Here is a 15,957-nt window from a genome sequence, read left to right as displayed (position 1 = left end):
TATGTCTCACACCAACTTATAAATCAAGCGAACCGCCAACAGCGTCAAGAGCCACTTAAAGGCCGTCTTAAAAGTCTCTTCAGGCAACCTCCCTAATAACTTTAAGCCCAGCTTAGTGCCCACCAGCCCGGCCAATACCATTAGTACAAGCACTCCAGCCCATTCATAGAATGAGAAACCAGCAAACGAAAAAACTATAACTTTTAAAGCGTGCTGCAATGTCATGCACGAAGAAAAATTGGCCGTGTAATAGAAACGGTCAATGTTCGGGGTTCGTAACCAACTGGCCACCAAAGGCCCCGTCGCTCCGGCAAACAGCGTAGCCAAAGTAGTTAAGAAACCGCCCAAAACTCGTCCGGTCTTGGATTCAGAAAAGCCTGCACTGGGAAGCTTTCCCCAACAGCTGTATAAAATAAAGATCGCAACGGCCCAGCTAATGGCATCTTCCGGCAGAGCTCGAATGCCCGTCAAACCAATCAACGCGGCCAAAAAAGCGCCAATAAAAAAAGCCACCACCAACGAGCGATCTATGTGAATGCGGGTAAGCCAGGCTCGGCTTCCGTTGGAAGCAAACTGAACCAATCCATGCAAAGGAATAAGCACAACCGGAGTGATGAATTCCGCCATCACAATAATTAAAAAAGCACCGCCACCCACCCCCAGGCTTGCAGTGATCAGTGAGCCAACAAAACTCGCAGCCAATAAACATAACAGCGGAAGGCCCGATATAGCATCGGGAAAGAAATATTCCATTGAGGTTATTAAGTCCTCCAAGAGCGACTTCCTACCATGAGTTCAATCACGCCTAAACTTTCTAAATATGAGTGTCTTAGCTACTTTTAATAGATAAATTAGATATTTGCCCACAACCGCCGAACAGACTTGGAGAGCCGATGCTCATCCTAAAAGATTTACTTTTGAGATACCAGAAATTAACTTCTGATCACTTAATTGAGATAGTCTCAGATTATTACCTATACGACGAAAAAGATTTTGTGGAGCAACTCAAAGCAATTTCTCATCTTGAGCCCTCTGCAGAGCAGGCCATCCAACAATTGTCAGCCACGTTAATCAGCGTAGCCTCTGAAAGTCATAAGCTGCCCTTACTCAACCAAGTACTGTCGGAATATAAACTCAACGGTACAGAAGGCGTTCAGCTGCTGTCTTTGGCCGAAGGCCTGTTACGCATCAAAGATCAAGACACTGCACAGAGATTCATAGAAGATAAAGTCATTGCGGGTGACTGGGAGTCCCACAAACAAAAAAGCAAACACAGTGCTGTTAACTTGGCAACCGAAGGCCTTTCCAAACTTAAGTCCTGGCTGGTATCCAACGAAGAAGAGAAGCCTTTCCACCATTGGTTAAACGCCAGTCGTAACGTCCTGGCCAGAGAAGCGCTAAAACTACTTGTTTCCAGATTAGCCACTATATTCATCCGTGGTGCCAGTATTCAGTCCGCACTTTCGAAAGGCACCAGCAATACTACCCACTGTTGTTCTTACGACATGCTGGGTGAGGCAGCCTTAACCGAAGAAGATGCCGACCGGTACCTAGAAAATTACCTGGCGGCCATTGATGCTGTTGCCTTGCATGAAAAAAATGCCCCCAAAGCCCCCCCTTCTTCCCCAAAAGACAGCGTATCAATCAAGTTATCAGCACTGACCCCCAAGTTCGAGTTCAGACACCAATCGCCCTTACAACGTCGTTTTTTAGTCAGAGTGGAAAAGTTAGTTCGCAGCGCTCACGAACAAAACGTAGAAATCACAATGGACGCAGAAGAGTCCGACCAACTGGAGTTAACTCTGAGCGTGTTCAAACATTGTCTTACCTTACCGGGCCTGAAAGGCTGGGGGCGTTTAGGCATCGCCATTCAGGCTTACGGGTTCAGAGCCATACCAACCATTCTGTTTATCGCTCAATTAGCAAAGGAACATCAAACCAGGGTACCTGTCCGGCTAGTGAAAGGCGCATATTGGGATAACGAAATCAACAAAGCACAACAACTGGGTTTGGCAGGGTATCCGGTATTCATCCAGAAACAAGCCACAGATTTAAACTATCAGGTGTGCATCCAACTGTTACTTGAGCAACAACTTGCAGGTCACGTTCGACCTCAATTTGCCACCCACAACGCCACAAGCATCGCCACCGTGATCACATTAGCCCGCTTACTGGATGATAAACAAGAAACCCTGTTTCCGATCGAGTTCCAACGGCTTCATGGCATGGGCGAAACCATCTACAACGCACTGAGCGGATACCAAAAACATTTTACCGAGTATGTTTGCAGAACCTACTGCCCGGTAGGCCCCTACAAAGAGCTTTTGCCTTACCTGATACGAAGAATTCTGGAGAACGGTGCAAATCAATCCTTTTTAAATGAGCTGGCCAGCTTTAAAGACAACGCAGAAACACTCAGCCAATTACCCATTCACGGTTTAGTGCAATACGATCGTTATCATCAGGACTTCCCTTTACCTATAGACATCTACCAGCCATTTTTTACAGAGACCGTTGGCTGCAATATAAACCAACCGGGCCACTGGCAACGGCTGTCCGAGGCATGCAACCCGTTTACTGACACCATCTATCAGGTACACTCAGCCATTCCCGACGACCTTAAACAAGAAGAAATCGCAGAAACGTTATTCTCCCCCAATGATAAAACACATCGCCTCGGCATCAGTTACACTCTCACCAAAGTTGACCAACCAGCATTCCGAACTTTACTCTCCGGCAGGGCCAGCTGGTCCGCTTACCCGCCCGATAAACGAATAGACATCATTAAAGTCTTTGCCTCCAAACTTGAATCCAACCAGTATGAATTCATTACTTTGTGCATTCGGGAAGCAGGTAAAACCTGGCAAGACGCCATTGCCGAAATGAAAGAAGCCATTGGCTTTTGTCGTTACTACGCCAATCAATACAACGGCATGAAATCAACCACTGTACTTCCTGGCACCGTGAATGAAAAAAACCAATTCAAGTACAACCCAAAAGGCAATTTTATTTGCATCAGTCCCTGGAACTTCCCTATAGCCATTTTAGTGGGGCAAGTGGTTGCAGCCTTGATTACCGGAAACCGAGTGATCATCAAACCAGCCCCGCAAACAAGAATCTGTGCAAGACGAATCTTCGATTTATTAAGAGAAAGCAATGTCCCTGCGGACAGCCTTTACTATCTGACGTCTGACAACCAGTTAACCCAAACACTGCTTAGTACACCAAACATTGATGGCGTAGCTTTCACGGGTTCACTGAGTACCGCCAGAAAAATTCAACAGCATTTGTTGGAAAACCACCCCTACCCCATTCCTGTCATTTCAGAAACCAGCGGCATTAACTGCATGATCACGGACGACTCCATTTTGACCGAACAAATGGTCAAAGACGTCGTCCACTCTGCTTTCGGTTCTGCTGGCCAAAGGTGTTCCGCTTTAAGAGTGGTGTTCATTCATGATTCGGTGTTCGAAGAAACAGTCAAAGCGTTGATCGGCGCGATGAATGTACTTCAGGTTGGGAACTCACTGACTCCAAGCACAGATTTAGGCCCAATCATCGACCAGGATGCACTAACCTCTTTAGTCAGTTACATTGCGCAAAAAGATCAACTCAATCAGATCCTGCACGCGATCCCGCCCTCCATGAAAACCGGCCATTATTTATCGCCCATACTGGTCGAGCTTAAATCACTGACTGAATTAACCCGAGAAACCTTTGGCCCGATTCTGCACGTTGTTCGCTATAAAACCAACGAAGTAGAACAAATCATTTCCGACATCGAAACATCAGATTACGCCCTAACCATAGGCATACACAGCCGGGATAAGAACTGGGTGGATTACCTTTGCTCTCAATTAAGCATGGGGAATATCTATATCAACCGACACATCACGGGTGCTCAGGTCGGCGCACAGCCATTTGGCGGTAACAAGCGTTCAGGAACAGGCTTCAAAGCAGGCGGCCCCAATTACTTACTTCAATTCGTGAATGAACAGTGTATTTCTGAAAATCTGGCCGCCATCGGAGGGAATACCAAATTAATCACTAAAAGCCATTAAACAAACCCTCACCAACCATGCAAATGGAGCAGTGTCCCATCAAATAAGTTCTATATTTAATTTATCTAGCGTCATTGGAGTCATTAAGCCGTGAGCAACCGTTCCCATACTTATCAAAAACTCATCCCTTCTTCTGAATTGGAAGTCGGTATGTTCGTGTCGAAACTGGACTGTCCATGGGAACAAACACCTTTCATTTTCCAGGGATTTCTTATCTCCAACAAAGATGAAATTTATCAACTGCAAGAGCATTGCCAGGAAGTTTATGTCGACATCAAACAAACGCTGCTTACCCAAAAAGAAAGCCTGAAAGAAAAAGTTAAGAAAACCGAACAAAAGAAAAAACCAAACAAACCAAGATACACAGACCTTGTCACCTTCGAAAAAGAGTTGTCCTTTGCATACGATACTTATCTGTTCATGAACAACCGATACAAAGAACTTCTGATTGAAGCCAGTTCAGGCAAAGGTCTTAACTCAGGAGACCTCTTTGATTTAATAAGAAAATGCGTCAAAAGCCTATTAAGAAATACGGGTGCATTGACCTGGTTAACACAAATTCGCAACAAGGATGCCTACCACTTTGAACACGCCATTCGTGTGGCCATAACCGCCATCGCCTTTGGCAAGGAACTTGAACTTCCCGTGCGCGACCTTGAAATCCTGGGAATTTGTGGACTATTACATGACATAGGAAAAGCTACCATTCCTGTGGATATCGTAAATAAAGAAGGTCGGCTCAATGCAGAAGAGTTCAAACGAATGAGGACCCACCCCGAAGAAGGTAAGCGGCTGTTAGAAATGCTGAACGTCCCCATTCAGGAAGCGATAGATGTCGCTTATAGCCACCATGAACGAATAGATGGTAAAGGTTATCCCTTGGGCATAACCGGCGAAAAGATCCCCTACTTTGCCAAGATTATTGCTATAACAGATTCGTTTGACGCCATTACCAGTCATCGCAACTATCGCAAAGGCATCTCATCTCCAGAAGCATTAAGCGTCATTTACGATGAAAGAGGGCTGCATTATGACAGGGAGCTTGCGGAGCGGTTTGTAAAATTTATTGGCATTTACCCATTAGGCCATATAGCGGAACTGAATACCGGTCATTTAGCCATCATTCTATCCAATACTCAGCAAAATAAATTAAAGCCTAAACTGTTGTTAATCACCTCGCCAAATAAAGAACCCATACCAGAAAGAATTATCAATTTAAGTAAAACCGACACGCTAAAAAACGGGATTCAGCTACGAATTAAAGACATTCATAATGACGGCGCATTCGGCATCAAGCTCCAGTTCTATCTGGAAAAAGCGTTGGCACTGTGGTCATCCCCTCCAATCTAGACTTCAAGCAAATTGAACTTATGAAACATAAGCTTTGTCTAGATTTTCGCACAGTTAATATAGCTGAACGGTCTAATCTTCTTGTCAATAAGTCCTATTATTAGAAGAGGTGGAGCCAACTGTTAGGAAAGAGCCATTGTGAGCCGATATACCGACATATCCCAAAAAGTAATTTCCACAACAGACCTAGAAATAGGCATGTTTGTTTCAAAATTGGACAGACCTTGGGAACAGACTCCCTTTATTTTTCAGGGCTTTCTAATCTCTAACCAAGAAGAAATATATCAACTGCAGCAATATTGCAGAGAAGTGTTTATCGACATCAAACAAACCATTGAAATCCAGCATAAACCGGGCGGAACTGCGGCAGTAAAGAAAAAAAGCAGGTACTTGGACACAGTGTCCTTCGAAAATGAACTACCAACAGCCGTCAACGCTTACCAACAAACCAAACAACAAGTGGATACCATTCTGACCAGCTTACGAATGGGCTACGATTTAGATGCGCCTAAAATAAAGTCGCTGGTGAAAGATTGTGTTAAGAGCGTAATCCGAAACTCTGGTGCACTGTCATGGCTGACTCAGATTCGCAACCGGGACGACTACACGGCAGAGCATTCGTTGCGCGTTGCAATCATGTCCATCGCGTTCGGCAAAGATCTTGATTTATTGGAAGAAGAACTGGAAAACCTGGGGGTATGCGGCTTACTACACGACGTAGGGAAAGTCAGAGTGCCTCTGGAAGTTCTGAACAAAGAAGGCCGATTAACAGCGGAAGAATTTCAAGCGATGCGCGCCCATCCGACAGAAGGGAAAAAACTGCTGCAATCGAAACGGGATGTGTTTGCAGGCGCGGTTGATGTGGCCTACAGCCACCACGAACGGGTCGATGGCAAAGGTTACCCAAGAGGCATCACCAGCGAAAAAATACCGTATTTTGCAAAAATCGTGGCGATTACCGATGCCTATGACGCCATCACCAGTAACCGCTGCTATCGTAACGGAAGCTCCTCTCTGGAAGCACTACGCATTATTTATGACGACCGAGGCCTTCATTTCGATCGTGAATTAGCCGAGCGATTTGTCAGGTTTATTGGTATTTACCCACCAGGGCACATTGCCGAATTAAATACCGGCCATATAGGCATCATCCTATCCAGCCAACAGGATCATAAACTCAGACCAAAGGTAATGATTGTAAGGTCAACGGATAAACAGACACCGATGGAGAAAGTGATCGACCTCCACGAAGTACAAAAACTAAAAGATGGTACACCCCTGCGAATTAAAGAGATTCACAACGATGGCGCGTTTGGAATTGATCTTCAGTATTATCGGGATAAAGGGTTAAGAATTTGGCAGGATTTACCAGACTTGGATGCCCCTAAAGCAGCCTCTCACTACGCGTAGACATAAATCGTTTAGCACTGACTAACCGTTTAGGTTTTTAAAATAATTAACGTGTCTTGTTCTAACGCATTCAGCGTGTTCAAGGCAGATTCATTGGATGTACCGCAAAATTCCACTTCAGCGGTGAATTGAGCACAAACCTTAGGCCTTTCCGGCTTACCGAATAACGTACATAAGTTATCGTCAGACAATGCAATGCACCTTTCTCCGGCTTTTTTACCATGAGGCATCCCCGGAATAGCACTGCTGATGGAAGGAGCAATACAACACGCACCACAACCTAATCGACACTCCACTCAACACTCCCATCATCTTATAAAAAATACAAACTTCTCACTGACTCATAGTCTACATTAGTAACAAGCGAGTAAAAAAATAAATCTGACGATTCTGATCGAATGCCAAATTTAAAAACAGGGCTTTTAGGAATGAAATATCTTTCAAAAGTAAACTACATCCCAATGGAAGAGCACGTCATGTTTTGGGACAGTGAACAACACAGAATGTGGGTGTCATTCAAGTGCGTACAAAAGATGGCGAGAGACACTAACTCAGATATATGGCTCTGCGAAGAAGGAATGCATCATTTTCTGACGCTTAAATCGCCTGAATAATACCGACGCAAATAGAGACAACCGCTCAAGTTTTAGCAAATATTGAAGCTATACTTGTATTGAGCGTGATATAGAGATGATTCGATGGAATACCTGAGAAAGATAGATTCGTGGAAAAACAGGCATGAGAAACTTATTCTGAAAGACGGAGATAAGGTATTTTACATTTCTGCAAAAGCCGCGACATCTAAAGCTAGCCAGGAAGGTAAAGATTTATGGCTGTGCAGCGAAGGCGGGAATGTGTTTTACATCCTCAGAGAGAAGGACAGTTAATCAAAACCTGTTCGTTCAAATTTATTAAAGCGTCTGGCATAAACACAAAAAGCGAGCTAAAAGCCCGCTTTTTTATTGACTTAAAAGTCTTAGCCGTTAGCTGCCCAGAAGCTCAGCCTTCAAACCATCATGTACTGGATTATCTGACAACCAAATACCGAACATGGCTTTCTTAAACTCAACGCCTTTTACAACATCTTTCTCTACGCCGTTTTTAGTTACGTTAACGCCCACACCCGGAACATAAACCAAATCAAAAACGTCGCCTTCTTTGATCTCTTCACGGAAAACACTAATGAATTGCTCGATCTCAGACTTGATAGCCGCAGTGTTGCCACCCGTTGCCATTTCAAAGCCTTCGTTGGTAGCGTTCACCATCTTTTCAGCGGTAATTAAACCAGAAATGATGTGCAGACGAAGCGCCATTGGTTGATCTGCATTTACAACCTGCTCAGCCGTCAGGCCTTTGCTCTCAAGATACAAACCAGCAACGTACAGATCCAGGAACAACTTATCACGGATACCTGCACCATTAAGAATCAGGTTACTAGAACCTGCAGACATTTTTTCCGGCACTTCAACATCAGCAACTTGCATAGCTGAAGCAGACATTGCGCATACCATTGCGCCACATGCGATGATTTTCTTAAACATTATCTCTGATCCCATATTTTTATTGTTAGTCATCCAGTACACAAGTCGGTTTTGGATTACCACCCTGCGTTTGACCTAGTGTACTGGTTTGGGTTCCACAAAAATGTGGACTGTTTTGCAATTTTTTCGCCCTATGTGAATAGGCGACAGAATTATGTCATACAAGATTATTACATACGATCAACAACCTTTATGCCCAACAAGTCTAAACCTGTTTTTAAGGTATTAGCAACCAGTTTACTTAGGGCCAGACGGCTGGCACGAACGTCTTCTGCAACGCCATCTTTATTGATTGGGCAGGCTTCATAGAAGGTCATGAAGTTGCCAGACAATTCATACAGATAAGAACAAAGTACATGCGGTGTACCTTCTTTCGCCACAGAATCCACAATCTCAGAAAATTGCATTAGTTTGATCGCCAATGTACGTTCCGCAGCTTCAGAAATAGCAACTTCGCCTTCGAACGAGGTCATGTCTACCTCTGCTTTACGAAACACACTTGCAACCCGGGTATAAGCGTATTGCAGATACGGCGCCGTATTGCCTTCAAAAGACAACATATTATCCCATTCAAAAATGTAATCCGTCGTGCGGTTCTTGGATAAGTCAGCGTATTTCACCGCACCAATAGACACAGCATCAATGACCGCCTGCTTTTGTTCTTCGGTCAACTCGGTACTCTTTTCTTCAATTAATGCCGCCGCTCTTTCCTTTGATTCATCCAGCAAGTCGGATAACTTCACTACACCACCAGAACGCGTTTTGAAAGGGCGACCGTCTTTACCCAACATCATGCCAAATGCATGGTGCTCCAATGACATCGCTTCAGGGATGACTTCGGCTTTTCGCAGAATGGTCCAGGCTTGCTGTAAATGTTGAGCCTGACGAGAATCAATAAAGTAAAGCACACGATCGGCATTTAATTGCTCATGACGATATTTCGCACAAGCAATGTCTGTCGTTGTATACAGAAAGCCACCATCCTTTTTCTGAATGATCACGCCCATGCGCTCGCCATCTTTGTTCTTGAACTCATCCAGAAACACCACCATGGCGCCTTCACTTTCTTCTGCAAGGCCTTTGGCTTTAAGTTCTTCTACCACGCCAGGTAACATGTCGTTGTACATGCTTTCGCCCATGGTATTGTCTTTGGACAAAGTCACGTTCAATCGATCATAAGTTTTCTGGTTCTGATCCATAGTGACATCCACCAGCTTGCGCCACATGTCATTACACCACGGATCACCGCCCTGAAGTTTTACCACATACCCTCGGGCACGCAACGCAAACGCTTCGTCGCTGTCGTACTTCTGCTTAGACTCACGATAAAACTCTTCCAGATCAGACAACTCCGATTGCATCACGTCCGGGTTATCACGCATCAACTCTTCCAGGTGCGCAATCAACATCCCAAACTGAGTCCCCCAATCACCAATGTGATTGCAACGAACCACCTTATGTCCCAAGAACTCCAGGACACGAACCACCGCATCACCAATGATGGTTGAGCGTAAATGGCCAACGTGCATTTCTTTCGCAACATTTGGTGCAGAGTAATCCACGGCAATGGTTTGAGGGTTTTGCTTCTCAGCCCCACAACGATCATCAAACGCAGACAATTGCTCAGCAACCCATTGAGGATTAAGCGTGATATTAATAAACCCTGGGCCGGCAATTTCCAGCTTATCAGCGATGCCGTCCAGTTCAACTTGGTCAATGACTTTCTGAGCAAAATCACGAGGATTCATACCCAGCTTCTTCGCAACTGGCATCACACCATTGGATTGATAGTCACCAAAATTCGCTTTAGCACTTGGTCGGACCATACCTGAAGTACCTTCTGGAGCGCCCGCTGCTACTAATGCTTTTGAAAAAGACTGATCAAGAAAATTACGAAGATTCATATCGACCCTAGATAAAATGTGAGAGCGACCCATCAGACAACAAAGGATCACGAAGTAAATTTAAGGGCGACTATTCTACAACAGAGTCACGTCAGTAAAAACAAAAAAAGGTCAGACAAGCTGACCTTTGATCACGTGTGGATTGGAAAATTACAAACCCTCTAATAAGGCCTCTAACCCTTCTTCAACACCTACCGTATCCTGAACTTCCTGCAGCGCTTTGGCATGATCCATTCCAATGGCATCCGCCACATCAGAAGGGAATCCTTCAATAATCTGCGCTTCATTCATTTTCTCTTGATGTGCTTTTCTTAAAAAACGCGCTAAGTATAAAATACCGGCCATTTTTGAAATAGGATCAGACTCCAACGGCTTATAATGATATGCAATGCCTTCACTCATTTCATCCGGGAAACGCCAACGTCTTGCCAACTCGGCACTCACATCGGCATAACTGTAGCCAAAGACTTGATTTTCAGCTTCAATGCGGTCTTTGCCCTCACTGACCATAGCATCAACGCCGACGCACTCCTGCGGGTATTCTGTATGCATCAGAACAATACCAATCGAATACAACATTCCTGTGGTAAATGCGGTTTCAGGGTTTACATCGGTATAGCGCGCAATCCACTTAGCCAACTCCCCCACCGCAAAACTGTCCTTCCAAAATGCTTTTCGGTCAAACCCCTGTGGCACAGTGACCGCACCCGAAATCCCCGAAGCCAATACCATGGTTCTCAGCATGCTTAGTCCTAATAAAACCACAGCATCATTCATGGTTTTGACATCCCGGCTGGTGCTATAACGAGCAGAATTCGCCACCCGCAACACTTTGGCAGTCAAGACCTGATCTTTCGAGATCTTATCGGCGATATCATCAATATCAATCGAGTCCTCATCATTAAAACTTTCGATTAACTCTTGGACAACCTTAGGAATGTTAGGAAGTTGCTTTGAAGAATCAAAAATTGCCGCTAGTTCCATATAGATCCTCTACTTTGATAAAAGAGTCCAGCATCAGCCTGGCCTGTTACGATGACGAATCATTCAACCGGGTATAAAGTGACAACTGGAAAACACATTTGATTTTCACAGGTTTACGGATTTGACTTCAAAAACCCGCACAGCCTTTTCTTATTACTGCATTCGCCGGAGAACACAAACACATGCCTTTGAGTGTAGTCAAAAACCTCGCAACCCACAGAAAATATTCAGAATTTTTCTGTGTACTTTCGCGGAATCATGCTCAAACCTGCACCGCTTAGGATGAAAAAACACTTATTAAAAAAAAGTTTCATGATTTCCCTTAACGGATACCTAGTCTGACGCTACAATACGCGCCAATTTTGATCATTCAATAACCAATTCAGCAAGAAGTATATCTATATGTCAAACCGTCAAGGCAAAGTAGGGTTCGTCAGCTTGGGCTGTCCTAAAAATACTGTGGACTCCGAGCGAATCCTCACTCAGTTAAAAACCGAGGGTTACGAAATATCCCCAAGTTATGACGACGCAGACGTGGTATTGGTTAACACCTGTGGCTTCATCGACAGCGCAGTGCAGGAGTCTCTGGACACCATCGGCGAAGCCATGAAAGAAAACGGCAAAGTCATTGTGACTGGCTGTCTTGGCGCAAAAGAAGACGTCATTCGCGAAGTACACCCAAATGTTTTAGCCGTCAGCGGTCCGCACGCCTATGACGAAGTCATGTCTCAGGTACACGAAGTGGTCGACAAACCAGAATACAATCCTTATGAATCATTAGTGCCAGACACAGGCGTTAAGTTAACGCCAAAACATTATGCTTACCTGAAAATATCCGAAGGTTGTAATCACAGATGCACATTCTGCATTATCCCTTCCTTCCGAGGTGATCTCGTCAGTAGACCCGTTGGCGAAGTATTAAGTGAAGCTAAGCGTCTTGCCGATGCTGGCGTAAAAGAATTACTGGTGATTTCACAAGATACCAGTGCTTATGGCGTTGATACCAAATATAAACTGGATTTTTGGGAAGGCCGCCCGGTTAAAACTCGCATGACGCAACTCTGTGAAGAGCTGTCTAAACTGGGAATCTGGGTGAGACTTCATTATGTATACCCTTACCCGCACGTCGATGAACTGATTCCGCTCATGGCAGAAGAGAAAATTTTGCCTTATTTGGATATTCCATTCCAACACGCCTCTCCTAAAGTGCTTAAAAACATGAAGCGTCCTGCTCATTCAGAGAAAGTGCTTCACCGAATCAAGAAGTGGCGTGAGATTTGTCCTGAAATTGTACTGCGCTCAACCTTCATCGTCGGTTTCCCTGGCGAGACAGAAGAAGATTTCCAGATGCTGTTGGACTTCCTGGAAGAAGCTCAGCTGGACAGAGTCGGTTGCTTCAAGTATTCCCCCGTGGAAGGCGCGACAGCCAACGAATTGCCGGATCAGGTAGACGAAGACGTCAAACAAGAGCGTTGGGATCGCTTCATGGCCGTTCAGCAGAAAATCAGTGCGGCACGACTGCAGTCCAAAGTAGGAAAAACCATGGACGTCATCGTCGATGAAGTGGTTGAAGAAGGTGCGGTCTGTCGTTCAATGGCCGACGCTCCGGAAATTGATGGTCAGGTATTCCTTGATAACCAAGTACACCTTCAGCCTGGTGACATCGTTACCGTTGAAATTGAAGAAGCCGACGAGTACGACATGTGGGGTCATCTGGTTTAAACCCAACCCTAACTACTTCTCAGCCAATAAAGTGGGCGCTTCTCGTTGAAGCGCCTATTTAGATCCTCTTAAAAGCCCTTTCAAAACGCATCATAAATACAGCTTAATAAATCCGTTCCTTGCTTAATCGGTTGCGCACCCCGTCTCCCAGAATTTCAACACCGCATCCCGATTGCGCTGCAAATTAAAGGTTGCGATGTGAGGACCCGAGACTTCAAGCCATTTGGCACGAGAGAAGGTCTTATTAAGTTTGAGCCCTTGTTCATAAGGAACCACCTGATCGGCTTTTGAGTGCATCTGCAAAACAGGCACGGTAACTTGGCTGGCATAATCCATTGGCTCAAATTCGGAGGGCAATAACCAGCTGGCCGGATAGGCAAAACTCCAGAATAACCAGGATCGTTGAAATGAAATTCTTGCCATATCTTTGAAAGAAGCAAATCCAGCATCCAGTACTATACAATCTGGCTGGCTAGACTCCTCTGCCATTGCAATCACAGTCAATGCAGACCCAATACTTTGACTTAATACATAAACCGGCTGATCATCCTGCGCAGAGCGCGCTTTCATCCACTGATACGACAATTGCATATCCCCAAGCACATCAGGCAGTGCAGGCACACCTGTGGATTTTCCATAGCCACGATAATCCACCAGCAAAACCTCGTAACCCGCTTTGGGCAACCAATGAACGCTTGCAAAGTGAGTACTGATATTTTCTGCATTGCCATGGAAGAAAACGACACGACCTTTGAGCGAACCCTCTGGATGAAACAGCCAGTGGGTAAGAGATTGATCGTCAGCAGTCTTGAGGGTCACAGTGTCGTACGAGAGCCCATAATCTTTTGGGTCATTAAAGTATTGGGTACTCGGATGAAAATATAAGGTCGTCAATGAACGACAACCAGTCAGCGAGAGAAAGAAGCTCACCATCGCAAAAAGTCTGAAGTATTCCTTACCTCTGATCACATCCTGCCCCCTTCATTGCTCATTCTGATTCAAACGCGGCCTAGTTTAAATTATTCCAGGATCGGCCTAAAAGTAATACCGATAACTGGCCAACATCTCGGAGAAGGTATCATCCTTATGCCATTCATAACCAAGAGTCACCCGTAACGCATGATTTACCGACAAATTAAAGTTCTGATTAAATTCGGCTTTCGCTCGGTATTCACCATTAAAGAATTTATAACCGTTAACATCGATCCGTTGCGCGCCAAAAGACGTATTGTTCAACAACCCAATTGCGCTGCCGAAGGCAGGTTCCACCAGATAATCAAAGTCTTCATTGTGCTCCGCTCGTGCAGTTAATAATCCATAGAAAGCAATATCATCAGTCATTTCATAAGTATGGCCGGCACCGGCATTCACCTGTAAAACACCGGTATCATCTGTTTCACTGAAAACCCGCTCATACCCGACATTCACTCGCCATGACAACGGTGTTAAAAATAAATTCCGCTTAGAAATGGAGTTAATATCAATCAAATCAAAACGGTTAAATTTAAACCCCGCATCCTCATAATAACGCAGCTCAGAGTTAGCAAACATAATTTGAGCGCCGCGCAAATACCCTAACTCATTATCCAGTAAGTCATGATAATTCACGCGAAAGTTGATTTGCTGGTAGAAGTCCTCATTTCGTTCACCCACACCGTAGGCAATCATACTGGTCTCATGACCATTTTCAGGAGACTCTGGCGCTTCCACTTCCAGCGCTTGAGTAGGAAGTTTATTCAGCGTCAAAAGCAGCTTGTGACTTCTTTTCGCCATATCTTTACTACGCTGAGTCTGGCGCTGCTCATAACGCAAGTAACTGTATGCCAGTTGAACAACTTTGCCCTGTTCTTCAACGGTCAGTGCTTTAAAAGAGTCGGACTCCAATACTTGAGTATCATCGGCCAGCGCTCTTGCCAGCGCTTGCTGCTCATTGGAAAGCGCCTTAATACGGGAGCGAAGGCTGCTGACTTCCGAAGGTCTGAAACGAATTTCATCCACCATGTCTTCCTGAATGACCGCTCTGACCGTGTTGGTCGGAATGACGGCATAACTGAATTGGTTCGTTAAATTTACAGTAGGCCGAACCAACTCCATTAACTCAAGCAATCGAAAAGAGCAGTTTTCATCCAAGAAAAAATAATCAAAGTTTATGTCTTTTAATTCCCACACGTGGGCCAACATCAAATCCACTTCTTCAGGCGTTAAATTGAGTTTATATTCCCACATGTCTCTGTTTTCCATGCGGTTGTATTCTTTAATTTTTTCAAAGTATCGCATCATGTTGTAAACACCCGGATAACCGCCGGCCAAACCACGATAAGCAAAAAAGATAGAGTTATCACCGCTGTCCACATTCGCACCAAAGTTCAGGGCATATGAAAGCCAGTCGGAACCATCGTCAATGTCTTTCGGATCAAAGCGCAATAACGTATGGCCGAACATAGAAGAAGGGCTATTTAATGTGCTTGCGGGAAAAATTAAAGAGGCTGAGTGGGCATTCACTTCACTTCGCCATTGTTTATAGTCGGCACAATCGACTGCAGGCAACTCTTTCGGGTCGATAGACAGTTGCTCAGATAACCACTGATAACGAAAAACAAACCGACACTGGGCTTGTTCATTTCCGGTTTCTTCCTGAGAAAAGAGACGCTCAATGGTCGCTAATAACTCAGCTTCGCTGTTGGTGTCTCCTTCTTTGGAATAAAAGAAATCGGGATCATCCACGTAGCTGCTGTAACCGGTAGAAGAAAAAGAATCTTCATGAAAATGAAGTAAAGCTAACCAAGTCTGTTCTTCCGCCAGCTTCATTTCAATGGCGAGACCTTGATACTTTAATACAGGGGATGAAACCGGTGATACATGAGATGAAATCGGTTGGGAATTTTCAGTTTGCGCGTGAAGATTGAAACTCAGTAAAACACTCAGCATCAAAACAATAAATTGGGGCATATAAGAAACTAAATTTGAAGAAGATTAGCGGGCAAA

Annotated in this window: 12 protein-coding genes; 5 read left to right on the top strand and 7 right to left on the bottom strand. The window is 44.7% G+C overall.

The genetic code is table 11. The features are described 5' to 3' along the window. Window positions 1-6 precede the first annotated feature (6 nt). Window positions 7-753 carry a sulfite exporter TauE/SafE family protein gene (locus ABD744_RS02550; RefSeq protein ID WP_344795143.1) on the bottom strand — a complete coding sequence of 249 codons (747 nt, stop codon included), beginning with the start codon at window positions 751-753 and terminating at the stop codon, window positions 7-9. 140 nt (window positions 754-893) lie between these two features. Here ABD744_RS02550 and putA point away from each other — a divergent pair, with 140 nt between their 5' ends. The 3 genes from putA (at window position 894) to ABD744_RS02535 (ending at window position 6,821) form a co-directional block, all read left to right on the top strand. Continuing rightward, the gene (gene putA / locus ABD744_RS02545; RefSeq protein WP_344795141.1) at window positions 894-4,061 is read left to right on the top strand and encodes a bifunctional proline dehydrogenase/L-glutamate gamma-semialdehyde dehydrogenase PutA; all 3,168 of its coding nucleotides are present in this window, start codon (window positions 894-896) and stop codon (window positions 4,059-4,061) included. Window positions 4,062-4,151: 90 nt separating this feature from the next. Further along, on the top strand, window positions 4,152-5,411 hold the full coding sequence (locus ABD744_RS02540; protein WP_344795139.1) for a cyclic di-GMP phosphodiesterase: 1,260 nt from the start codon (window positions 4,152-4,154) through the stop codon (window positions 5,409-5,411). Window positions 5,412-5,549: 138 nt separating this feature from the next. Further along, window positions 5,550-6,821, top strand: coding sequence for a cyclic di-GMP phosphodiesterase (locus ABD744_RS02535; protein WP_344795137.1), 1,272 nt, complete (start codon window positions 5,550-5,552; stop codon window positions 6,819-6,821). Window positions 6,822-6,850: 29 nt separating this feature from the next. On the opposite strand, the gene ABD744_RS02530 is transcribed toward ABD744_RS02535, so the two are convergent. Continuing rightward, window positions 6,851-7,117, bottom strand: coding sequence for a YkgJ family cysteine cluster protein (locus ABD744_RS02530; RefSeq protein WP_344795135.1), 267 nt, complete (start codon window positions 7,115-7,117; stop codon window positions 6,851-6,853). A 132-nt stretch (window positions 7,118-7,249) separates the two neighbouring features. Between ABD744_RS02530 and ABD744_RS02525 the strand changes: the two genes are divergently transcribed. Beyond that, window positions 7,250-7,435 (top strand): hypothetical protein, encoded by a 186-nt coding sequence (locus tag ABD744_RS02525; protein WP_344795133.1) that lies wholly within the window; start codon window positions 7,250-7,252, stop codon window positions 7,433-7,435. Window positions 7,436-7,804: 369 nt separating this feature from the next. On the opposite strand, the gene ABD744_RS02520 is transcribed toward ABD744_RS02525, so the two are convergent. From ABD744_RS02520 to ABD744_RS02510, 3 genes are all read right to left on the bottom strand, one after another. After that, complete coding sequence (locus ABD744_RS02520) at window positions 7,805-8,362, bottom strand: chalcone isomerase family protein (RefSeq protein ID WP_344795131.1); 558 nt, start codon at window positions 8,360-8,362, stop codon at window positions 7,805-7,807. Between the two features lie 170 nt (window positions 8,363-8,532). Then, the gene (argS, locus tag ABD744_RS02515; protein WP_344795129.1) at window positions 8,533-10,266 is read right to left on the bottom strand and encodes an arginine--tRNA ligase; all 1,734 of its coding nucleotides are present in this window, start codon (window positions 10,264-10,266) and stop codon (window positions 8,533-8,535) included. Window positions 10,267-10,416: 150 nt separating this feature from the next. After that, complete coding sequence (locus tag ABD744_RS02510; RefSeq protein WP_344795127.1) at window positions 10,417-11,250, bottom strand: HDOD domain-containing protein; 834 nt, start codon at window positions 11,248-11,250, stop codon at window positions 10,417-10,419. Window positions 11,251-11,652: 402 nt separating this feature from the next. On the opposite strand from ABD744_RS02510, the gene rimO reads away from it, so the two are divergent. Beyond that, window positions 11,653-12,972, top strand: a complete 1,320-nt coding sequence (gene rimO / locus ABD744_RS02505) for a 30S ribosomal protein S12 methylthiotransferase RimO (protein WP_344795125.1) — start codon at window positions 11,653-11,655, stop codon at window positions 12,970-12,972. A 123-nt stretch (window positions 12,973-13,095) separates the two neighbouring features. On the opposite strand, the gene ABD744_RS02500 is transcribed toward rimO, so the two are convergent. Both ABD744_RS02500 and ABD744_RS02495 read right to left on the bottom strand, forming a co-directional pair. Continuing rightward, window positions 13,096-13,941 carry an alpha/beta hydrolase gene (locus ABD744_RS02500; protein ID WP_344795123.1) on the bottom strand — a complete coding sequence of 282 codons (846 nt, stop codon included), beginning with the start codon at window positions 13,939-13,941 and terminating at the stop codon, window positions 13,096-13,098. Window positions 13,942-14,007: 66 nt separating this feature from the next. Further along, complete coding sequence (locus tag ABD744_RS02495; protein ID WP_344795122.1) at window positions 14,008-15,921, bottom strand: Lnb N-terminal periplasmic domain-containing protein; 1,914 nt, start codon at window positions 15,919-15,921, stop codon at window positions 14,008-14,010. Between the last annotated feature and the right edge of the window lie 36 nt (window positions 15,922-15,957).

The sequence above is a fragment of the Litoribacillus peritrichatus genome, assembly GCF_039537985.1.
GTDB classification, from domain to species: Bacteria; Pseudomonadota; Gammaproteobacteria; order Pseudomonadales; family Litoribrevibacteraceae; genus Litoribacillus; species Litoribacillus peritrichatus.
This window is presented reverse-complemented; position numbering and strand designations above follow the sequence as displayed.